Annotated in this window: 18 protein-coding genes; 5 read left to right on the plus strand and 13 right to left on the minus strand. The window is 60.9% G+C overall.

Annotation, left to right across the window (positions count from 1 at the left end; genetic code table 11):
- Position 1: 1 nt before the first annotated feature.
- Genes NR126_RS17630 through NR126_RS17655 form a run of 6 tightly spaced genes read right to left on the minus strand, consistent with a single transcriptional unit; the run spans position 2 to position 6068 of the window.
- On the minus strand, positions 2-370 hold the full coding sequence (locus NR126_RS17630) for a Na+/H+ antiporter subunit G (protein WP_027616201.1): 369 nt from the start codon (positions 368-370) through the stop codon (positions 2-4).
- Positions 367-645, minus strand: coding sequence for a K+/H+ antiporter subunit F (locus NR126_RS17635; RefSeq protein WP_027616202.1), 279 nt, complete (start codon positions 643-645; stop codon positions 367-369). The genes NR126_RS17630 and NR126_RS17635 overlap by 4 nt, the downstream gene beginning before the upstream one ends.
- Positions 642-1130, minus strand: a complete 489-nt coding sequence (locus NR126_RS17640; RefSeq protein WP_027616203.1) for a Na+/H+ antiporter subunit E — start codon at positions 1128-1130, stop codon at positions 642-644. The genes NR126_RS17635 and NR126_RS17640 overlap by 4 nt, the downstream gene beginning before the upstream one ends.
- The gene (locus NR126_RS17645; protein WP_256830731.1) at positions 1127-2812 is read right to left on the minus strand and encodes a monovalent cation/H+ antiporter subunit D; all 1686 of its coding nucleotides are present in this window, start codon (positions 2810-2812) and stop codon (positions 1127-1129) included. Before NR126_RS17645 ends, NR126_RS17640 begins: the two co-directional genes overlap by 4 nt.
- Positions 2809-3153 (minus strand): Na+/H+ antiporter subunit C, encoded by a 345-nt coding sequence (locus tag NR126_RS17650; protein WP_003202835.1) that lies wholly within the window; start codon positions 3151-3153, stop codon positions 2809-2811. Before NR126_RS17650 ends, NR126_RS17645 begins: the two co-directional genes overlap by 4 nt.
- Positions 3153-6068, minus strand: a complete 2916-nt coding sequence (locus NR126_RS17655; protein WP_027616205.1) for a monovalent cation/H+ antiporter subunit A — start codon at positions 6066-6068, stop codon at positions 3153-3155. Before NR126_RS17655 ends, NR126_RS17650 begins: the two co-directional genes overlap by 1 nt.
- A 227-nt stretch (positions 6069-6295) precedes the next feature.
- Here NR126_RS17655 and NR126_RS17660 point away from each other — a divergent pair, with 227 nt between their 5' ends.
- The gene (locus NR126_RS17660; RefSeq protein ID WP_027616206.1) at positions 6296-6859 is read left to right on the plus strand and encodes a helix-turn-helix domain-containing protein; all 564 of its coding nucleotides are present in this window, start codon (positions 6296-6298) and stop codon (positions 6857-6859) included.
- A 135-nt stretch (positions 6860-6994) separates the two neighbouring features.
- Here NR126_RS17660 and NR126_RS17670 read toward each other — a convergent pair whose 3' ends face one another.
- The 5 genes from NR126_RS17670 to NR126_RS17690 form a co-directional block, all read right to left on the minus strand.
- Positions 6995-7762: an SDR family oxidoreductase gene (locus NR126_RS17670; RefSeq protein WP_256830733.1), complete on the minus strand. Its 768-nt coding sequence runs from the start codon at positions 7760-7762 to the stop codon at positions 6995-6997.
- A 38-nt stretch (positions 7763-7800) separates the two neighbouring features.
- Positions 7801-8868 carry a phosphotransferase family protein gene (locus NR126_RS17675; protein WP_027616208.1) on the minus strand — a complete coding sequence of 356 codons (1068 nt, stop codon included), beginning with the start codon at positions 8866-8868 and terminating at the stop codon, positions 7801-7803.
- Positions 8869-9013: 145 nt separating this feature from the next.
- A complete protein-coding gene (locus tag NR126_RS17680) occupies positions 9014-9979 on the minus strand; it encodes a 2-hydroxyacid dehydrogenase (protein ID WP_256830735.1) in 966 nt (321 codons plus the stop codon).
- Between the two features lie 212 nt (positions 9980-10191).
- Entirely contained in the window at positions 10192-10632 is a 441-nt protein-coding gene (locus tag NR126_RS17685) for a hypothetical protein (protein ID WP_081786269.1), read from the minus strand.
- 102 nt (positions 10633-10734) lie between these two features.
- Positions 10735-11259 (minus strand): DUF4822 domain-containing protein, encoded by a 525-nt coding sequence (locus NR126_RS17690; RefSeq protein WP_256830737.1) that lies wholly within the window; start codon positions 11257-11259, stop codon positions 10735-10737.
- A gap of 673 nt (positions 11260-11932) precedes the next feature.
- On the opposite strand from NR126_RS17690, the gene NR126_RS17695 reads away from it, so the two are divergent.
- Both NR126_RS17695 and NR126_RS17700 read left to right on the plus strand, forming a co-directional pair.
- Complete coding sequence (locus NR126_RS17695) at positions 11933-13213, plus strand: HAAAP family serine/threonine permease (protein ID WP_027616211.1); 1281 nt, start codon at positions 11933-11935, stop codon at positions 13211-13213.
- Positions 13214-13331: 118 nt separating this feature from the next.
- Complete coding sequence (locus NR126_RS17700; RefSeq protein ID WP_027616212.1) at positions 13332-14978, plus strand: SulP family inorganic anion transporter; 1647 nt, start codon at positions 13332-13334, stop codon at positions 14976-14978.
- A gap of 50 nt (positions 14979-15028) precedes the next feature.
- On the opposite strand, the gene acnB is transcribed toward NR126_RS17700, so the two are convergent.
- On the minus strand, positions 15029-17629 hold the full coding sequence (gene acnB / locus NR126_RS17705) for a bifunctional aconitate hydratase 2/2-methylisocitrate dehydratase (RefSeq protein WP_027616213.1): 2601 nt from the start codon (positions 17627-17629) through the stop codon (positions 15029-15031).
- 476 nt (positions 17630-18105) lie between these two features.
- Here acnB and NR126_RS17710 point away from each other — a divergent pair, with 476 nt between their 5' ends.
- Positions 18106-18576 carry a DUF1289 domain-containing protein gene (locus NR126_RS17710; protein ID WP_027616214.1) on the plus strand — a complete coding sequence of 157 codons (471 nt, stop codon included), beginning with the start codon at positions 18106-18108 and terminating at the stop codon, positions 18574-18576.
- Positions 18577-18691: 115 nt separating this feature from the next.
- On the opposite strand, the gene NR126_RS17715 is transcribed toward NR126_RS17710, so the two are convergent.
- Positions 18692-19558, minus strand: a complete 867-nt coding sequence (locus tag NR126_RS17715; RefSeq protein ID WP_256830738.1) for a universal stress protein — start codon at positions 19556-19558, stop codon at positions 18692-18694.
- A gap of 226 nt (positions 19559-19784) precedes the next feature.
- Between NR126_RS17715 and NR126_RS17720 the strand changes: the two genes are divergently transcribed.
- Entirely contained in the window at positions 19785-20393 is a 609-nt protein-coding gene (locus NR126_RS17720) for a tRNA-(ms[2]io[6]A)-hydroxylase (protein ID WP_027616216.1), read from the plus strand.
- Positions 20394-20499 lie beyond the last annotated feature (106 nt).

A 20499-nucleotide genomic window follows, 5' to 3' on the forward strand; every position in this document is an offset into this window, starting at 1 on the left:
GTCAACTGCCGCTTTCGCTGCGTCGGCTGCTGATTTCAGCCGGTACATCATCGCCCGCCATGCGCTTGCGGAACAGCGCAGCGCGGGCCAATAGCAGGGTGGTCACAGGCATGGTGATCGCCAGCAAAATCGGGATCAGCCACGCGTGCAGCACGGGGCTGGACTTGAGCGCGGAAAAATAAATGATTGAGGCCAGCGCCACGCACCAGGCACCCAGTGTGGAGGCCAGTGCCGGTGGGTGCATGCGCCGGAAAAACTCTTTCAAACGCAGCAAGCCGATAGCGCCGATCAAGGCAAACAGGCTGCTGAGCACCAGCAGGATGGCCACCGTCAATTCGACCCAGAGCGGCAGTTGCTCAAGCGCATTCATTCGATCACCTCGCCACGCAGAAGGAATTTCGCCAGGGCAAACGAGCCGACGAAGCCGAACAGTGCAATCAACAGCGCAGCCTCGAAGTAGGTGTCACTGGCATAGCGGATGCCCAGCACCAACATCATCAGCATGGCGATGATGTACAGGTAGTCGAGGGCGAGGACGCGGTCCTGGGCCGACGGGCCCTTAAACAGGCGGATCAGGGTCAGGATCATCGCCAGCGAGAACAGGAACAGGCTGCAGAGGATCGCGTTGGAGAGCAGGGCGCTCATTCGAAGATCTCCATCAGGGGGCGCTCGTAAGTGGTCTTGAAGTGCTCGATAAACAGCGCTTCGTCATCCAGGTCGAACACGTGCAACAGCAGGATGCTACGGTCTAGCGCCAGCTCCGACCAGACTGTGCCCGGCACCACCGTGGTGATCATCGACAAGGCCGCCAGACCGTTGGCGTCACGCAGGTCCAGCGGCACTTTGACGAAGGCCGAGCGTGGCGCCCGGCGCCCGGCGTTGAGCACGCCCCAGGCCACGGCTACATTGGACACCAGCACATCACGGCCGACCAGCAGGAACAGGCGCAGAATCACCCCGGGCCGGCGAATGCGCACAGGCAACGGCCGCAGTTTGCGCATCATCAGCGGCGCACAGAACGCCAGCAGCGCCCCGAGCAGCAGGTTGCCGGGGCTGACCGACAGATTCAGCAGCAGCCACAGCAGCCACAGCGCCAGGGAAAACCACGGGGCAGGAAACAGGCGTCTCATGGTTGCACCTCCTGCAACGCGGCCCGGGCTTCGGGGCTGGGCACGGCGCGGGTGCCGAGCACCGCCATCACGTACTGCTGGGGATCGTTCAGGCTATTGGCCGCGGCCTGGGTGAAGCGCATCAGCGGTTCGGCCTTGAACGTCAGCAGGATGCTCAGGCCCAGCAGGGCGAAGATCGGCACGCATTCCAGACGTCGCAGCACGGGTGACGGGCGTTCTTCCGGCGACCAGAAGCGCTGGATGCCCAGGCGCGAGAAGGCGATCAGCGAGGTCAGCCCGGAGACAATCAACAACACCAGCAGGCTCCAGGCGGCGGCCGACACCGGCTGGGTCGACGAGGCGCCAAGCCCCAGCGGGTTGAGCAGGGCGCCGAGCAGGCTGAGCTTGCCGATAAAGCCTGAAAGCGGCGGCATGCCGATGATCAGCAGGGCGCAGGCGATGAAGCTCAGGCCGAGGAAGGCCATCGTCCAGGGAATCACCTGGCCGACCACCGCCTGCTGCTCGTCGTCGAGGTTGATGCCCTTGGTCAATGGAGCGCCAGGCAGAGGCTGCGGCAGGGCTTCGTTTTCGTCGTCCAGAGGCGGTTCCACGGCGTTGCGTGAGCGTTCGATCAGTTCCGCCAGAAGGAACAGCGCGCTCAACGCCAGTGTCGAGCTGACCAGGTAGAACAGCGCCGCTGCCACCAGGTTGGGCTGGGCAAAGCCGATGGCCGACAGCAGGATCCCTGCCGAGACCAGGATGCTCAGGCTGGCCATGCGCTCCAGGCGCCGCGCCGAGAGGATCGCCAGCGCCGCGCAGACGATGGTCGCCATGCCGCCGTAGATCAGCCAGTCGCCGCCAAAATACGCCGAGGCCCCGGCTTGGCCGGAGAACAGCAGGGTCCACAGGCGCAGCAGTGTGTAGACGCCAACCTTGGTCATGATCGCGAACATCGCCGCCACCGGCGCGCTGACCGAGGAGTAGGCCGGCACCAGCCAGAAGTTCAGCGGCCACATCCCGGCCTTGGCCAAAAAGGCCACCGCGAGAATCCCGGCGCCGGCATGCAGCAGGCCGCGATCGGCTTCCGGTACCAACGGGATCTTCAGCGCCAGGTCGGCCATGTTCAAGGTGCCGGTGACGCCGTAGATCAGCGCCGCGCCAATCAGGAACAATGAGGAGGCCAGCAGGTTGATCGCAATGTAGTGCAGGCCGGCGGACACCCGGGTGCGCCCCGAACCATGCAGCATCAGCCCGTAAGAGGCGGCGAGCAGCACTTCGAAGAACACGAACAGGTTAAACAGGTCGGCGGTGAGGAAGGCGCCGTACAGGCCCATCAACTGAATCTGGAACAGCGCGTGGAAACTGGCGCCAGCACCGTCCCAGCGGGCCATGGCGAACAGCAGCGCGCTCACGCCGATGATCCCGGTCAGCACCAGCATCAAGGCTGACAGGCGATCGACCACCAGCACGATGCCGAACGGCACCTGCCAGTTGCCCGGCAGGTACACGCCAATCGAGCCTGGCTCGCCGGTTTTCTGGGTCCAGATCAGCAGCATCACCGAAATACCCAGGCCGATCAGGCTGGAGAACAGGTTCAGCCGGGCCTTCAGCGGCCGGTGTTTCTCGCCCAGCAACAGCATCAGCGCGGCGGTCAGCAACGGCAGGAGGATGGGGGCGGCGATCAGATGTTGCATCCAGTTCATTCTTTAGGCTCCCGGCCGTCGACATGGTCGGTACCGGTCAGGCCCCGGGACGCCAGCAGCACCACCAGAAACAGCGCGGTCATGGCGAAGCTGATGACGATGGCGGTGAGCACCAGCGCCTGGGGCAACGGGTCGGTGTAGTGCAGCAGGTCCTGGGGCACGCCGTCCTTGATGATCGGCTCCTTGCCAATAAACAGGCTGCCCATGCTGAAGATGAACAGGTTGACCCCGTAGGACAGCAGGCACAGGCCCATGACCACCTGGAATGTCCGGGGCCGCAGCACCAGCCAGACCCCGGAGGCCGCGAGTACGCCAATGGCAATTGCGATGACTTCTTCCATCAGGCGGCTCCTGGCGCGATTACGGGTTTGCTCTGGCTTGGCTTGTGGCCACGCACCGATTGGTGCGCCAGGGCGGTCAGGATCAGCAGCGTCGAACCCACCACCACGGCGTACACACCGACGTCGAAGAACAGCGCGCTGGCGATATGGATGTCACCCAGCAGCGGCAGGCTGAAGTGCCAGGTGTGGGTGGTCAGGAACGGATAGCCGACGGCCATCGCCCCCAGCCCGGTGACGGTGGCGAACAACAGGCCTACGCCCATCCAGCGCAACGGCCGCAAACTCATCTGGGCCTCGACCCACTGGGTGCCGGCCACCATGTATTGCAGGATGAATGCCACCGACATCACCAGCCCGGCGACGAAACCGCCACCCGGCTGGTTGTGCCCGCGCATGAACAGGTAGAACGACACCACCAGGGCGATCGGCAGCAGCAGGCGCACCAGCACCGCCGGGACCATCATGAAGCCCAATGCGGTGTCGCTGGCCTGGCGCGGGTTCACCAGGTCGGTGACCACGTCCGGTGCCAGCAAGCGTTGTTGCGCCGGCAGTTGCATGCTTTCTTTCGGCGGGCGGAAGCGCCGCAGCAGGGCGAACACCGTCAGAGCCACCGCCGCCAGGACGGTGATTTCCCCGAGGGTGTCGAAGCCACGGAAGTCCACCAGCATCACGTTGACCACGTTGCTGCCGCCGCCTTCGGGGAGCGCGCGGCTGAGGTAGAACGACGAGATATCGTTGGGGGTCTGGCGGGTCAGCATGGCATAGGACAGCAGCGCCATGCCCAGGCCGACGGCAATCGACAACGCCAGGTCGCGCAGGCGCCGCACCCTTGCCCGGGTTTCGCTGCCGGGCAGTGGCGAGACTTCCTCGATCCGCCGTGGCAGCCAGCGCAAGCCGAGCAGGATCAGCACGGTGGTCACCACTTCGACCACCAATTGGGTCAGGGCCAGGTCCGGCGCCGAGAACCAGACGAAGGTGATGCAGGTCATCAGGCCGCAGACGCTGACCATGGTCAGGGCCGCCAGCCGGTGGTACTTGGCCTGCCAGGCGGCACCCAGGGCGCAGGCAATCGCCAGCAGCCACAGGGTAACGAAGACGATCGAGCCAGGAATCTTCGGCCGGTCGCCCCAGGTCAGGCTGCTGTGCAGCATCGGGATCAGCCCGGCGGCCACTGCCGCCAGCACCAGCAGGAACAACTGTGCCTGCAGGCGCTTGGTGCTGACCCGGCGTTCCAGGCGTCGCGCCAGGCGCATCAGCAGTACCAGGCCACGCTCGAACAGGCGTTTGCCATTGAATCGGCCCACCAGCGGCGGGTACTTGAAGCGTCCGTGGCGGAACTGATTGCGCAGTAGCAGGTAGAGGACGATGCCGCCGGACATGGCGATCAGGCTCATGATCATCGGCGCATTCAAGCCGTGCCAGATCGCCAGGCTGTATTCAGGCAGGGTTCCGCCCACCACCGGCAATGCGGCGGCAGCGAGCAGCGGGCCGACCACCTGGGCCGGGAAAATTCCCACCAGCAGGCAGGTGAACACCAGCAACTCGACCGGTGCGCGCATCCAGCGTGGCGGCTCGTGGGGCGTGTGGGGCAAGTCGGTGGCGGTTGGGCCGAAGAACACGTCGACGGTGAAACGCAGGGAGTAGGCGACGCTGAAGGTGCCGGCGATGGTGGCGATGATCGGCAGGCTGGTCTCGACCCAGGCAGTGGCGTTGATGAACACGGTTTCGGCGAAGAACATTTCTTTCGAGAGGAAACCGTTGAGCAGTGGCACGCCGGCCATCGAGGCGCTGGCGACCATGGCCAGGGTGGCGGTGAACGGGACCAGGCGGATCAAACCGCTGAGCTTGCGAATGTCACGGGTGCCGCTTTCGTGGTCGATGATCCCCGCCGCCATGAACAGCGAAGCCTTGAATGTGGCGTGGTTGAGGATGTGGAACACCGCGGCGACGGCAGCCAGCGGGCTGTTCAGGCCGAGCAGCAGGGTGATCAGGCCGAGGTGGCTGATGGTCGAGTAGGCCAGCAGGCCCTTGAGGTCGTTCTGGAACATCGCGCAGTAGGCGCCGAGCAACAGGGTGCAGGCGCCGGCGCCGCTGACGATGTAGAACCATTCTTCGCTGCCGGACAGCGACGGCCACAGCCGCGCCAGGAGAAACACCCCGGCCTTGACCATGGTCGCCGAGTGCAGGTACGCCGACACCGGTGTCGGTGCGGCCATGGCGTGGGGAAGCCAGAAGTGGAAGGGGAATTGCGCACTTTTGCTCAGGGCGCCGATCAGGATCAGGGGTAGCAGGATGGGGTAGAGGGCATGGGCGCGAATCATATCGCCGGCGGCCAGGACCTGGTCCAGGTCATAGCTGCCGACGACATGGCCAAGCAGCATGACCCCCGCCAGCAGGCACAAGCCACCGGCACCGGTCACCATCAACGCCATGTAGGCGCCACGTCGGGCGTCGGCGCGGTGGTGCCAATAGCCAATCAACAGGAATGAGAAGAGGCTGGTCAGTTCCCAGAAAAATACGATCTGAATCAGGTTGCCGGAAATCACCAGCCCGAGCATGGCGCCCATGAACGCCAGGAAAAATGCGAAGAAGCGCGGCACCGGGTCGTCCGGCGACATGTAGTAGCGGGCGTACAGCGACACCAGGGTACCGATGCCCAGCACGAGCATGGAAAACAGCCAGGCGAAGCCGTCCATGCGCAGGACAAAGTTCAACCCCAGGCTGGGCAGCCAGGCGAATTCTTCTCGAATCACCCCGCCGTCGGCGATTTGCGGGTACAGCAAGGCTACCTGGACGGTACCCGCGAGGGCGACCAAACCAGCCAGAAGTGATTCAGCATTGCGTGCATTGTGCGGCAGCAAGGCCGCCAGACAGCTGCCAATAAAAGGCAGAAGCAGTAGAACTATCAGGGACATAGGCTTCTAATCTGCGGAAGTTTGTAAGGGATCATACGTGCCGTGCCAGCGATCACCAACTGCCAAGCTATGGCAGAATCCTACAAAGTAGAAGGAAAAAGCCGAATTGGGCGGGGTGATGCCAATTTGACAGGTGAAGAATCCGTCGGGGGTCGTCGCATAAAGACAGTGATCAACGGCTTCCGGGAAAGCGCTACACTGGGCAATCCTTATAGATGAGCAATATAGTGCACAAAGAAAATGGCCAGCGCGCCTCGGTCCTGCAACACGTCAGCCTCAACGTCCGCCGCCTGCGCCATGCCGCCGGGCTGAGCCAGGGCGCGCTGGCAGAAATCTCCGGGGTCAGCCGGCGGATGCTGGTGGCGATTGAGGCCGGCGAGAAAAATGTCAGCCTGACCACCCTCGACCGGGTGGCCGAAGCGCTGGACGTGGCCTTCAGCGATCTGATCCAGGCCCCCGACTCACGGGACCCAGGCCGAATCAACGAACTGGCCTGGGCCGGGACCATTCCCGGCAGCCATGCGGTGCTGCTGGCCAAGGCCAACGCCAGCCGTGAGGTCGAGTTGTGGCAGTGGCAACTGGAGCCGGGCGAGGTCTACCTGTCTGCCGCCGATGCCGAAGGCTGGAGCGAGCAGGTGTATGTCTTCCAGGGCAGCCTGACCCTGGTGCTGGGGGATGAGGTGCGAGTGCTGGGCTGTGGCGAGTTCATCAGCTTCGCCAGCAACTTCACCCATGTGTATCGCAATGATGGGGATGAGGCGGTGCGGTTTGTGCGTAATGTGGTGATTTGAAAGGGCACAGCGCATCCCCTGTAGCGAGCTTGCTCGCGAAGAACCTGAGAGCTCCGCGAACATTCAGGATGCCCGCATTATCGTTAACGTTCATCGCGAGCAGGCTTGCCCCTAAAAAAGCGGTATGGCGCTTCCTTAAGACAAAAAACCACCATCCACATTCAGTGATATCCCAGTGGTATAGCTGGATGCATCACTGGCCAGGTACAGCACCGCGCCGGCCATTTCACTCGGTGCGGCGACGCGCTTGAGCGGGATCTGTTGCAGGGCGGTATTGAGGATGGCGTCGTTCTTGACCAGCGCCGAGGCGAACTTGGTGTCGGTCAGGCCTGGCAGCAGGGCGTTGCAGCGAATGCCGAACTGCGCGCACTCTTTGGCGAATACCTTGGTCATGTTGATCACCGCAGCCTTGGTCACCGAGTAGATGCCCTGGAAGATCCCTGGTGAGATGCCATTGATCGACGCCACGTTGATGATGCTGCCGCCACCGTTTTCACGCATCAGCTTGCCAGCTTCCACCGACATGAAGAAGTAGCCGCGAATGTTCACGTCGACGGTCTTCTGGAACGCGCTGAGGTCGGTGTCCAGTACGTTGCAGAACTGCGGGTTGGTCGCCGCGTTGTTGACCAGGATGTCGAGGCGGCCGAACTGCTCGCGAATGCCGGCGAAGACCTGGCTGATCTGCTCCATTTCACCGATGTGGCACGCAATGGCGGTGGCTTTGCCGCCCTCGGCGATGATCGCGTCGGCCACGTGCTGGCAACCGTCGAGCTTGCGGCTCGAGACAATCACATGGGCGCCTTGCTGGGCCAGCAGTCGGGCAATGGCCTCACCGATACCGCGGCTGGCACCGGAGACAAATGCGATCTTGCCGTCGAGGTCGAACAACTGAGTCTTGGACATGGTGTTTCCTTGTGAGGGGCGTGGCGCCGGGAGTGCAGTCAGAGGCTGGATTTGTGGATCACTTGCAGGCTCATCTGCTCCAGCAGTTTGTTCATCGAGATGAACTGCGCGAAGCGTTTGTCCTGGGTCTGGCCATGGAAGAAGCGGTAATAGATCTGCTGCACGATACCGGCCAGGCGGAACAGCCCGTAGGTGTAGTAGAAATCGAAATTATCGATGCGAATACCCGAGCGTTCGGCGTAGTAGTCGACGAATTCCTGGCGGCTGAGCATGCCCGGGGCATGGCTTGGCTGGCGGCGCATCAGTTGCACCGGTGGCGGGTCGCCGGCTTCGATCCAGTAGGCGAGGCTGTTGCCCAGGTCCATCAACGGATCGCCGAGGGTGGTCAACTCCCAGTCCAGCACCCCAATGATTTGCATCGGGTTGTTCGGGTCGAGGATCACGTTATCGAAACGGTAGTCGTTGTGCACGATGCTCGAGGTCGGGTGATCGGCCGGCATCTTGTCGTTGAGCCAGGCCTTGACCGCCTCCCAGCTCGGCGCATCCGGGGTCAGGGCCTTGTCGTAACGTTCGCTCCAGCCACGGATCTGCCGCGCCACATACCCTTCAGGCTTGCCCAGGTCGGCCAGGCCGCAGGCGCTGTAATCGACACGGTGCAGCTCCACCAACTTGTCGATGAAACTCTTGCACAGCGCCTCGGTGCGCGGTGCATCCAGGCCCAACTCCGGCGGCAACTCCGAGCGCAGGATGATGCCCTTGACCCGTTCCATCACGTAGAACTCGGCGCCGATCACCGATTCATCGGTGCAGTGCACGTAAGCCTTCGGGCAATACGGGAAGCCATCCTTGAGCTGGTTGAGAATGCGGAACTCGCGGCCCATGTCGTGGGCGGACTTGGCCTTGTGGCCAAACGGTGGGCGGCGCAGGACGAACTCCTGCTCCGGGTATTCGAGCAGGTACGTCAGGTTCGACGCGCCGCCGGGAAACTGACTGATCCGCGGCAAGCCGCTCAAACCCGGGATCTGAGCCTTGAGATACGGATCGATCAGGCTGGCATCGAGTTCTTCGCCTTCGCGAATACGGGTGGACTGGTCGTTAAGCGCCATGCTTATCCCTTCTGCTTATTCTGGATGGCAGGAATTATTGGCTAATCTAATGCGCCCACCCGGCACCCACAACCATGGCGTCCCGTTATAGGTGAGCGTGTTGCCGGTTAATCATTGTTTTTGATACAGGCGTTTGAAAACTGCTTCAGCGCATCGCGCGCCGAATCGCCGGCGGTAGTTCTATGGGGGTCGGCAGCGGGCGATTGGAGAAGAACGCCTGCAGGTTCTGCCCCACCAATTCCACGGTGCCCTGGGTCGCTTCGGGCGACAGGCCGGCGACGTGGGGCGTGAGAATCACATTGCTCAGGACCTTGAGCGCATCCGGTACCTGGGGTTCGTCATCGAACACATCCAGGGCGGCGCCGGCGATCCGGCGGTGTTCCAGGGCGCTGATCAAGTCGCTGGTGACGATCACGCTGGCGCGGGCGATGTTGACGATAAAACCGTGGGGGCCGAGGGCGTCCAGCGCCTGCTTGTTGATCAGGTGCTGGGTGCCGAGGCCGCCCGGGGTGCAGACCATCAGAAAGTCCGAAGCCCGCGCCAGTTCGGTGGGAGTGGAGCAGAAGTCATAGGGCACGTCGTTGCGTACCTGGCGGTTGTGATAACTGACGCTCATGTCAAAACCGCTGGCCGCGCGCTTGGCGATAGCCATGCCTACCGCACCGAGCCCGAGTATGCCCAGGCGCTTGCCAGCGAGGGACGGGCGCATGATTTTCGGCCATTCACCGCGGCGCACTGCCGAATCGGCCCGGGGAATGTCACGCACCAGTGCCAACAACAGGGCCATGGCATGGTCTGCCACCGATGAGGCGTTGACCCCCGCACCATTGGTCACGCGAATGCCCCGGTTGCTGGCGGCCTGCAGATCGACCTGCTCGTAGCCGGCGCCGATCACGCAGATGATCTTCAGGTTGGGCAGGGCGGCGATTTCTTCGGCATACAGCCCCAATGGCCCGCGAGTCAGCACGGCATCGATTTGCCCGCCGTAGGTGCTGATGGCCTGGGTGCGTTCGGTGGGGGTGGGGGCGAGGATCAGGTGAAAGCCTTGGTGTTCGAGAATCGGCAGGTAGTCGTTGATGGTTTCAACCAGTACCAGGACGGTTGCGGGCATTGCTTTACTCCTGTAGTCGGCTGCGTGGCGGGCGTCATGCGTCGTTTCAGAGTGCTGATTCCAGAACCACTTGGCAATGGTGGTTAATCGCAGTTGCGGTGTTTTCCAGTCTGGCCTGCTTCGCGCAAGAAGCAAATTCATGACGCTGGTCTACCGCAAGCGCAGTGACGTCTATGCGCAGCACACTGCAAAGGCAGTGTGCTGCTGCAATGTCACTGGGCTGTTGGCGACTGGTTTGCCCTGTTTTGCTCCGCCAGTGCAATGGCTTTGAAATCATAGGTCGGATAAAACTCGGTCCTGTATGCTCCCCACGCCGTATTTTCGAGTGCGAGATTTACTTCAGCCAAGCGAGAGGCTGGAAGTCGTATTGTGACCACTTGCCCGATGCCCATCATGATGTTCCAACTGACAACTTCGACTCCCGCAGGTGGAAATGTCTTGTAAAATCCTTGGCTGGCAAGCTGAGCTTTCAGTTCGCCCAAGGGTCTTGATTGATCATGTTTTAAAAAAACAGTCAGCATAACTGCATTTTCTGGCGTAGCAGCGGCATGTTTTGCGGCGGGAGTTGTTGTGGGCTGTGCGCTGGCCGCACTGCAGAAGACCGAAGTAACAAGTAGTGTGGGTACCAGCAGTGCTCTGATTGTTTTCTGCACGGTGACTCTCCATGTTTTGTTTTGGTAGTTGAGAAATTTCAAAGGAAGTTGCAATTCGGCTGGGGGCTCTCAGGTCGATAGCACAAAGGTGATCGATTGATATTAGTTGGTGGCAGGTGTGCCTGGCTTAAGCGCGGATTTAGTTTCTACTGAGCCAGTGTAAGGGGCATGAACGACATAGATGCGCACAGGGGGGGTGTCTTTTCCCGTGTCGTGGGGGACTTCACGAGAGTAAGTGAACTCACTTCGATTCAAGGTTTCCAAGCGCCTGACCACTGTCTTGGTTGGCCCGACATCGGGTACCAGGATGTGGGTCTTATGATCGCCGGTGATGAAAAAGTACCCGCCGCCGCCATTGCTGTACTTGGATTCGCCTGTGTCAGTGTAAAAAAACTCGTAGCGATTTAGTTTCGGGTCCCACGTCGATATTCCAACCGCGCCTGGATAATGCTCTTTCACGTCCGTTTGAGGGGCGCCCTCGATATACACCTTGGTTGTCAGCCATCGAGCAGAGGAGGCCAGTTCCTGGATATCAGCAGTGGCCGGGGGTTGCTGCGCAAAGCTACTAAGTGGACATAGCAGCGCCGCGAGAAGCAGGCATTTAAACGTCATCTTGTTTTTTTGCATGAGGTTATCGCCTTCTCAGGATTTTGCAGATTGCTGTTTATTAGCTGTCAGCATTAAAAGCGCAAAAAATATAGTCCTGGAAGACCTGTTGCTCAATAGTGGGGTGGTGGCTTGTAACAAATAAGTGCTTTTTATTTTAAGTAATGTTTTGTCTTGTTTTAGTTGTGTTCGGATTGTCGGGTTGTCCCTGTCTATATAAATTGATAGATGATGTTGCGTTGTAATTCGTTCAGTCCCGATTTAGAAAGCATCGTGTTGCTCAAGGATTTCATCGAATAACGGTTTCCCCTGAGTGGCTCGGGCCAAGGTGGTTGCAATTAGCATTGGCGAATACTTTATCAGCGCCTGCTGTCGATCCTGAACGTCGTCGCCGATTGCCAGCAACGAGCCAGAAATGTGCAGCTATTGGCTGAGCCCAGCATTTAAACGCCGCTGCTACAAATTTCAGTATCAACGCCAACGCCAACGCCAACGCCAACGCCAACGCCTCCGCTTCCGCAGAATAGAACCCCTGTCATTGATCTGATCCGCACCACCGCTCCTCAGCTAAGTCTTTGCTTCTGTTGATTAATACCGGACAATCGCGCCCTGTTTCGGCCAGGGCGCTGCCTGTCAGCATTTTCTGACTCGTCCTGACCGAGTGGCAAATACCGGAATGCGGAGATCCGACCGGATGAATGATCAGGCCAATAGCGTTGATGAGCGCTATGAAGCGGCGGTACCAGTCAGTGTCAGCGGCTGGAATCGTCAGGACACCACGTGGATGCTCGGGCTGTTTGGCACGGCGATTGGTGCGGGTACCTTGTTTTTGCCGATCAACGCAGGCCTTGGCGGTTTCTGGCCGCTACTGATCCTGGCGCTGCTGGCATTCCCCATGACCTATTACGCGCACCGTGGCCTGACCCGCTTCGTGTTGTCCGGTCGCGAAGGCGCCGACATCACCGAAGTGGTCGAAGAGCATTTCGGGATCAAGGCCGGTGCCCTGATCACGCTGCTGTATTTCTTCGCGATCTTCCCGATCCTGCTGATCTACAGCGTGGCCCTGACTAACACCGTCGGCAGCTTCCTTGAGCACCAGTTGCACATCATGCCGCCGCCACGGGCCGTGCTCTCCTTTGTGCTGATCCTCGGCCTGCTGGCCGTGGTCCGCTGCGGCGAGCAGGTCATCGTCAAGGCCATGAGCCTGATGGTCTACCCGTTCATCGTCGCGCTGCTGTTCCTCGCGGTGTTCCTGGTGCCGCACTGGAACGGCGGCATCCTCAGCACCGCCTCCACTGTGCCGGAGCCTTCGGCGCTGCTGCATACCCTGTGGCTGGCGATCCCGGTGATGGTGTTCTCGTTCAACCACTCGCCGATCATCTCGGCCTTCGCCGTGGACCAGAAGCGTCGCTACGGCGGCCATGCCGAAGAACGCAGTTCGCAGATCCTCTCGCGTGCCCATCTGCTGATGGTGGCGATGGTGCTGTTCTTCGTCTTCAGTTGCGTGCTGACCCTGTCGCCGGCACAACTGGCTGAAGCCAAGGCACAGAACCTGTCGATCCTGTCGTACCTGGCCAACCACTTCAGCAATCCGACCATTGCCTTCGCGGCGCCGTTGATTGCCTTCGTGGCGATCTCCAAGTCGTTCCTCGGCCACTATATCGGCGCCAGCGAAGGACTGAAGGGCTTGATCGTGAAAAGCGGCAAGCGCCCAGGTGCCAAGGCACTGGATCGCATGACCGCAGCGTTCATGCTGGTGGTCTGCTGGATCGTTGCCACCCTCAACCCGAGCATCCTCGGCATGATCGAGACCCTCGGTGGCCCGGTGATCGCGGCAATCCTGTTCCTGATGCCGATGTACGCGGTGCGCAAGGTGCCGGCGATGGCCAAGTACCGTGGCCAGGCGTCCAACGTGTTTGTCACCGCAGTCGGTCTGGTGGCGATCACCGCACTGATCTACTCGCTGACCGCGTGATCGGCGCAAATACCGATTATTGAGCAGGATCCGCTCCAGGCGATCCTGCGCTTTAAGCTACAGTGGCCGCTGCGCGTATCACACGCGCAGCGGTTTTTTTTCGTCTGGAGACAGTGGATTGTCCAACCCCCCTCAAACTATCGAAACCGCCAACCGCTGGCGCGATGTGCTCGCCGGATTATCGATTGCCGGCCTGCTGCTGCCGGAAGCGGTGGCTTACTCGACCATTGCCGCGCTGGCACCCCAGGCCGGGGTGATCGCGCTGTTTGCCGGTCTTCTGTGTTACGGCCTGCTGGGCACCAGCCGCTTTGCCATCGTCTCCGCTACCTCATCCTCGGCGGCGGTGCTGGCTGCGGCGACGGCAACCCTGGCCAACGGTGACCCGCAACTGCGGTCAACCCTGGCGGTCGGCCTGGTGCTGGTGACGGGCGGGTTATTTGTGCTGGCCGGGATCTTTCGCTTCGGTAGCGTCACCTCGTTTATCGCCAAGCCGGTGCTGCGCGGCTTTGCCTTCGGCCTGGCACTGACCATCATCCTCAAGCAGGTGGCGAGTGTGGTCGGCGTGCACTTGACCGACGCCAACCTGGTGCGCTTCGCCCCGCAACTGCTGGAACAACTGCCGCAATGGAACTGGACGGCTGCGGCGGTGGCCGGCTCGGCCCTGTTGCTGCTCGGCCTGTTTTCACGCTTCCCACGGGTGCCCGGTGGCCTGTTGGTGGTGGTGATCGGCATCGCCGCCGGGCAGTGGCTGGACTTGCCTGCTCACGGCGTGAAGCTGATCGGGGTGATCGAACTCAGCCTCGAAGTGCCAAACCTGCCGGTGTTGCCGTTCGCCGACTGGTTGCGGCTGGGGGAGGTGGGGTTGGCGCTGGTGATGATCCTGTATGCGGAGTCCTACGGCTCGATCAGTGCCTATGCGCTGAAGCATGGCGACCGTGTCACCTCCAACCGCGACCTGTTGGCGCTCGGCGCCAGCAATCTGCTGTCCGGCCTGTTCCATGGCATGCCGACCGGCGCCGGGTATTCGGCCACTTCGGCCAACGAAGCGGCGGGCGCCATGTCGCGTTGGGCCGGCGGCGTAGCGGCGTTGGTGGTGCTGATCATCGTGCTGACGGTGTTGCCGTGGATCGCCTTGACGCCCGAGCCGGTGCTGGCGGCGATTGTCATGCATGCGTTGGGACGCGGTTTGAGTCTGCAGCCGTTGGGTCGCTACTTTGTCTGGCGTCGTGATCGGTTGCTGGTAATTTGCGCGGTGGGGGCGGTCTTGACCCTCGGCGTGCTCGACGGCCTGCTGGTATCGGTGGCGATCAGCGTGTTGTTGATGCTCAAGCAGCTGTCGGCGGCGGATATCCAGATCCTCGGTCGCATCGATGACGGCCACGACTTCGTCGACCTGCAGCGTCACCCGAGCGCGAAAACCGAGCCGGGCATCCTCATTGTACGGCCCAGCGAAGCGCTGTTCTTTGCCAACGTCGAACGTATTCTCGGTGGCGCCCTGCGTCTGGTTCGTCATTCAGCAGTGCCGCTGCACACGGTCATCCTCAGCCTGGAAGAGTCACCGAACCTGGACGGCACCAGCATCGAGGCGATGCAGGATTTCTTCCAGCAGATGCATCAGCAAGGCCAGCGGCTGATCCTCGCACGGCTCAAACACGATGCGCTGACGGCACTTTCGGCGCTGCCAGAGGTGGCGGGCAATGGGGTGATCCTCAGTGGTTTGAGTGTGGATGGGGCGGTAGAGCACGCGCTGAAACTGCAGGCATAAAAAAACCCCGCGTATCTGGCGATACGCGGGGTTTCTACAACGAGTCAGCCTTAGGCTTGAACGACCGGAATCTTGGCGTTCGCTGCAGCTTCACGGAACTCGGCGATTTGGTCGAAGGACAGGTAGCGGTAAACGTCGGCCGCCATGCTGTCAATCTTGCCCGCGTATTCCATGTACTCCTCGACGGTCGGCAGGCGACCCAGGATCGAAGCCACCGACGCCAGCTCAGCCGAGGCCAGGTAGACGTTCGCGCCGTCACCCAGACGGTTCGGGAAGTTACGGGTCGACGTCGACACAACTGTCGAGTTCGGCTCTACACGTGCCTGGTTACCCATGCACAGCGAGCAGCCCGGCATTTCCATGCGCGCGCCAGCCTTGCCATAGATGCCGTAGTAGCCTTCTTCGGTCAGTTGGTGAGCGTCCATCTTGGTCGGCGGCGACAGCCACAGACGGGTTGGCAGCTGACCTTTGACCTGATCCAGCAGTTTACCGGCAGCGCGGAAGTGACCGATGTTGGTCATGCACGAACCGATGAACACTTCGTCGATCTTCTCGCCAGCAACGCTGGACAGCAGACGGGCGTCGTCCGGATCGTTCGGCGCGCAGAGAACTGGCTCCTTGATCTCGGCCAGGTCGATTTCGATGATTTCGGCGTATTCCGCGTCGGCATCGGCAACCATCAGTTCAGGGTTGGCAATCCAGGCTTCCATCGCTTGGGCGCGACGTTCCAGGGTACGTACATCGCCGTAGCCTTCGCCGATCATCCAGCGCAGCAGGGTGATGTTGGACTGCAGGTACTCGGTGATCGACTCTTTCGACAGCTTGATGGTGCAACCGGCAGCCGAACGTTCAGCCGAGGCGTCGGACAGCTCGAAGGCTTGCTCGATGCTCAGGTTGTCCAGGCCTTCGATTTCCAGGATGCGGCCGGAGAAGGCGTTCTTCTTGCCTTTCTTCTCTACGGTCAGCAGGCCAGCCTGGATCGCGTAGTAAGGAATGGCGTGAACCAGGTCACGCAGGGTGACGCCCGGTTGCATTTCGCCTTTGAAGCGCACCAGGATCGATTCCGGCATGTCCAGTGGCATCACGCCAGTGGCTGCGGCGAACGCTACCAGGCCGGAACCGGCCGGGAACGAAATGCCCATCGGGAAACGGGTGTGGGAGTCACCACCGGTACCGACGGTGTCTGGCAGCAGCATGCGGTTCAGCCACGAGTGGATGATGCCGTCGCCCGGACGCAGGGATACGCCGCCACGGGTCATGATGAAGTCAGGCAGGGTGTGGTGGGTGGTCACGTCGATCGGCTTTGGATAAGCCGCGGTGTGGCAGAACGACTGCATTACCAGGTCAGCCGAGAAGCCCAGGCACGCCAGGTCTTTCAGTTCGTCACGGGTCATTGGACCGGTGGTGTCCTGAGAACCTACGGTGGTCATCTTCGGTTCGCAGTAGGTGCCAGGACGCACGCCTTCTACGCCGCACGCCTTGCCGACCATTTTCTGCGCCAGGGTGTAGCCCTTGGTGCTTTCAGCCGGAGCTTCCGGCTTCTTGAACAGGTCGAACGCAGGCAGACCCAGTTCGGCGCGAGCCTTCTCGGTCAGGCCGCGGCCGATGATCAGCGGGATACGGCCGCCAGCACGGACTTCGTCCAACAGCACAGGGGTCTTCATTTCGAAGGTGGTGAGGACTTCGTCAGTGCCGTGCTTGCAGACTTTGCCAGCATGCGGGTACAGGTCGATCACGTCGCCCATGTGCATGTTGGATACGTCGAATTCGATTGGCAGTGCGCCGGCATCTTCCATGGTGTTGTAGAAGATTGGAGCGATCTTGCTGCCGAAGCAGAAACCGCCGCCGCGCTTGTTCGGCACGTAAGGAACGTCGTCGCCGAAGAACCACAGTACGGAGTTGGTGGCCGATTTACGCGAGGAACCGGTACCGACCACGTCGCCCACGTAGGCGATCGGGAAGCCTTGGCCGCGCATTTCTTCGATCTGCTTCATCGGACCGGTGACGCCTTGAACGTCCGGCACGATGCCTTCACGGGCCATTTTCAGCATGGCCAGGGCGTGCAGCGGGATGTCTGGGCGGGACCAGGCATCAGGAGCAGGGGACAGGTCGTCGGTGTTGGTTTCGCCAGTCACCTTGAACACACGCAGGCTGATCTTGTCGGCCAGGGTCGGACGCTTGAGGAACCACTCGCCGTCAGCCCAGGATTGCAGGACGCCTTGAGCGTGAACGTTGCCTTTTTTGGCGCGTTCGGCCACATCGTGGAACGAATCGAACATCAGCAGGGTGTGCTTGAGTTCCTGGGCCGCGACTGGCGCCAGCTCGGCGTCGTCCAGCAGGTTGACCAGGGTCTCGATGTTGTAGCCGCCCTGCATGGTGCCCAGCAGTTCAACGGCGCGCTGCTTGCTGATCAGGGGGGAAGAGGCTTCGCCTTTGGCGATGGCGGACAGGAAGCCAGCCTTGACGTAGGCCGCTTCGTCCACTCCTGGTGGAACGCGATTGGTGATCAGGTCAACGAGGAATGCTTCTTCGCCAGCCGGGGGATTCTTCAGCAGCTCGACCAGGCCTGCAGTTTGTTCGGCGTTAAGCGGCTGGGGAACGATACCCAGTGCTGCGCGCTCTTCGATATGTTTGCGGTAGGCTTCAAGCACAGTTATTACCCTCATCAGTGGTCCCAAATGGGTGTCCGGGACGCTCATCCCGAAATTGCCGTACTCATGCGCTGCGTGACGTTGTGGGCCACTTAGCCAGAATTACCGACAATTCCTTACAGAAGCTGCTTTCAAAGTTTTACGCCTGCAGAACGGGGAGCTGATGAGGGTTGGCGTCAGGCTTTTCCCCGCTGGAAAAACCCTTCGCCAACACCGCTCTGAAGGAACGACTGTGCTCGTGACGCTTTGAAAACAGCTTCTAACGGACATTGGCGCCTAAAAAGGCAGGCTGATTCTACGGCAAAAAAAATTTAAAGGTAAGTCGGCGCTTATTGGACTTTGGTGGAGAATGACGCCGCATAGGTTTCCCGCTGACAGCACCCGAGTGGCTTAGGCCCTGAAGTTTGAGGGGTGATCAATGCCCGACAAAGGGCTAACATGCCGGCCTGTTCTGCTTTTTCGCGTCCTGCCTACCTATGCCCAATCAGACTATCAAGACCCCTTGCATCGGCCTCTGCTCCACGGTCTACGGCGACCTGGTGTGCCGCGGCTGCAAGCGTTTCCACCATGAAGTGATCCACTGGAACGGCTACAACGAGGAGCAGAAAACCGCGGTGTGGTTGCGTCTTGAGCAACTGTTGGTGCAGGTAATGGCCGGCAAGCTGGAAATTTTCGATGCCGGGCGCCTGCGCCAGCAACTGGAGTCGCGCAAGATCCGTTTCGTGCCCCACCAGTCGGCCTATTGCTGGGCCTACCAGCTGATTGCCCGGGGCGCCCGGGTGATCAACAACCTGGAAGCTTACGGCATGGTCCTGCTCCCGGAGTTTCGCGACTGGAACCTGCCGGAACTGCGCGATGCCATTGATCGGGAATTTTTCCTGCTGTCCGAAGCCCACTACCAGCGCTACATCGCGCCGGGGTTTCTCAAGGATGGGATTGGGGGTTGAGCCCTTGGGCAGCGGCCGTAACCCTGTAGGAGCGAGCCTGCTCGCGATGAAGTTGATGCGGTGTTGCTAGAGGCCTTATCGCGAGCAGGCTCGCTCCTACATTAGGTTGGCGCTGTCAGCCTTCGCGATTGGCCAACTCCACCAGGTGATCGATGATTTCATCGGTCTTGAGCACCAGCACATCACTCTCCAGCGCATCCAGCACCACTTCTGCGGTATTGCCAATCAGCGTTCCGGAGAAGCCGGTGCGTGCCACCGTGCCGATCACCGTCACCGCAGCCTCCAGTTTATGTGCCATGTGCGGAATCAGCACATCCGCCGGGCCTTCTTCTATATGCAGGTGTTCGTTGTCGATATCGAACTCGGCCTGGAACGCCATGCACTGTTCGCGGTAGCGCTTCTCGATGGTTTCCTTGAGCTGGAACACCGGGTCGGCGGACGATAGCATCGGCGAGGGGTGCGCGGTGACCACATGCAGCTGCGCCTTGGCCAGAGCAGCGATGTCAAAACCATGATCGATGATGGTGGCGTGCAACTGACGGTGCTCAGGGTCGCTGTTGCCGACGTCGATGGCCGCGAGGATGGTGCCGCCTGTCCAGGGTTTCTTGGTTTTTACCAGCAGCACCGCACTTGGGCACTGGCGCAGGAGCTTCCAGTCGTCGGGGGTGAGCAGGAATTTTTTCAGCGGGTTGTCGTTGAAGTGCTGCTTGATCACCAGGTTGCAGCCTTCTGCCTGCTGCACCTCGATGATGGTGTCATGCAGGGTGTCGTTCCACGCCTGTTCGGTGGTGACGCTGAAACCGTCGGCCAGCAGGCCGGACTTCAGCACACTCAACATTGAGGCGTGATCATGCTTCTTGTCGCAGATCAGCAAATGCAGATGGGCCCGGGTGACCCCGGCAATCAGCTTGGCGCGCTTGAGGGCCAGGCTTTCGTCGGGCGAGGGCTCAATCACCACCAGAATGCTGCGGACGTCTTGCATGGTCGGGATCTCCACTGGATGAACATAGGGTCGTTTCACAACTATAGATGCTGGTCGCAAGCGCGGGTCTTGACGCATATCAAGGCCGGTGACTGGTGGTCTGCCGGCAGCCCGGTATAATCGCGCCCTCGCTTTCCACCTATTGCCCCGTGAGCCCCATGCTGCCTAGCCCTGAATGCGTCGCCGTGCTGCCCAATGCGCCTGTTGAACTGTCGGACGTGAGCCAATGATCCTGCCCGAGATCCACGAGTTCCTCGGTTGCCGTACCCCGGACGGCTGGATTCAGGCGGCGCTGGCCGACCAGGAAACCCTGCTGATCGACCACAAGAACTGCGAATTCAAGGCCGCCAGCACCGCGTTGAGCCTGATCGCCAAGTATCACTCCCATGTCGATCTGATCAACATGATGTCGCGTCTGGCCCGGGAAGAACTGGTGCATCACGAACAGGTCATGCGTTTGATGAAGAAGCGCAAGATTGATCTGCGCCAGTTGTCCGCCGGTCGTTATGCTTCGGGACTGCGCAAGGTGGTGCGCAGCCACGAGCCGGTGAAACTGGTGGATACCCTGGTGGTCGGGGCCTTTATCGAGGCGCGCAGTTGCGAGCGTTTCGAAGCGCTGGTGCCCCATCTCGACGAAGAGCTCGGCAAGTTTTACTTCGGCCTGCTGAAAAGCGAGGCCCGGCATTTCCAGGGTTACCTGAAGCTGGCCTATCAGTATGGCGATGCCAAGGACATTGCCCAGGTGATCGAGCGTGTACGTGCCGCCGAGCAGGAACTGATCGAGGCGCCGGACGTTGAGTTCCGCTTCCACAGCGGTGTTCCGGCTGCGGCCTGAGGCGCGTCGGGTAACGTGTTAAAAACTCTTAAGAGTATGAAAGATCACCAAAAACCGGCTCCTGCAGCCGGTTTTTGTTGTCTGCCATCTGCGTCCCGCCAGAAAT

This window comes from Pseudomonas sp. Pse1, assembly GCF_024519635.1.
Lineage (GTDB): Bacteria > Pseudomonadota > Gammaproteobacteria > Pseudomonadales > Pseudomonadaceae > Aquipseudomonas.

Excerpts from the sequence above, each read along its gene's own strand:
- NR126_RS17635 (WP_027616202.1), bottom strand. The coding sequence starts at position 645 with ATGAGCGCCCTGCTCTCCAACGCGATCCTCTGCAGCCTGTTCCTGTTC.
- NR126_RS17695 (WP_027616211.1), top strand. The coding sequence starts at position 11,933 with ATGAATGATCAGGCCAATAGCGTTGATGAGCGCTATGAAGCGGCGGTA.
- NR126_RS17645 (WP_256830731.1), bottom strand. The coding sequence starts at position 2,812 with ATGAACTGGATGCAACATCTGATCGCCGCCCCCATCCTCCTGCCGTTG.
- NR126_RS17640 (WP_027616203.1), bottom strand. The coding sequence starts at position 1,130 with ATGAGACGCCTGTTTCCTGCCCCGTGGTTTTCCCTGGCGCTGTGGCTG.
- NR126_RS17720 (WP_027616216.1), top strand. The coding sequence starts at position 19,785 with ATGATCCTGCCCGAGATCCACGAGTTCCTCGGTTGCCGTACCCCGGAC.
- NR126_RS17670 (WP_256830733.1), bottom strand. The coding sequence starts at position 7,762 with ATGTCCAAGACTCAGTTGTTCGACCTCGACGGCAAGATCGCATTTGTC.
- NR126_RS17690 (WP_256830737.1), bottom strand. The coding sequence starts at position 11,259 with ATGCAAAAAAACAAGATGACGTTTAAATGCCTGCTTCTCGCGGCGCTG.
- NR126_RS17715 (WP_256830738.1), bottom strand. The coding sequence starts at position 19,558 with ATGCAAGACGTCCGCAGCATTCTGGTGGTGATTGAGCCCTCGCCCGAC.
- NR126_RS17710 (WP_027616214.1), top strand. The coding sequence starts at position 18,106 with ATGCCCAATCAGACTATCAAGACCCCTTGCATCGGCCTCTGCTCCACG.
- NR126_RS17650 (WP_003202835.1), bottom strand. The coding sequence starts at position 3,153 with ATGGAAGAAGTCATCGCAATTGCCATTGGCGTACTCGCGGCCTCCGGG.
- NR126_RS17680 (WP_256830735.1), bottom strand. The coding sequence starts at position 9,979 with ATGCCCGCAACCGTCCTGGTACTGGTTGAAACCATCAACGACTACCTG.
- NR126_RS17675 (WP_027616208.1), bottom strand. The coding sequence starts at position 8,868 with ATGGCGCTTAACGACCAGTCCACCCGTATTCGCGAAGGCGAAGAACTC.
- NR126_RS17630 (WP_027616201.1), bottom strand. The coding sequence starts at position 370 with ATGAATGCGCTTGAGCAACTGCCGCTCTGGGTCGAATTGACGGTGGCC.
- NR126_RS17655 (WP_027616205.1), bottom strand. The coding sequence starts at position 6,068 with ATGTCCCTGATAGTTCTACTGCTTCTGCCTTTTATTGGCAGCTGTCTG.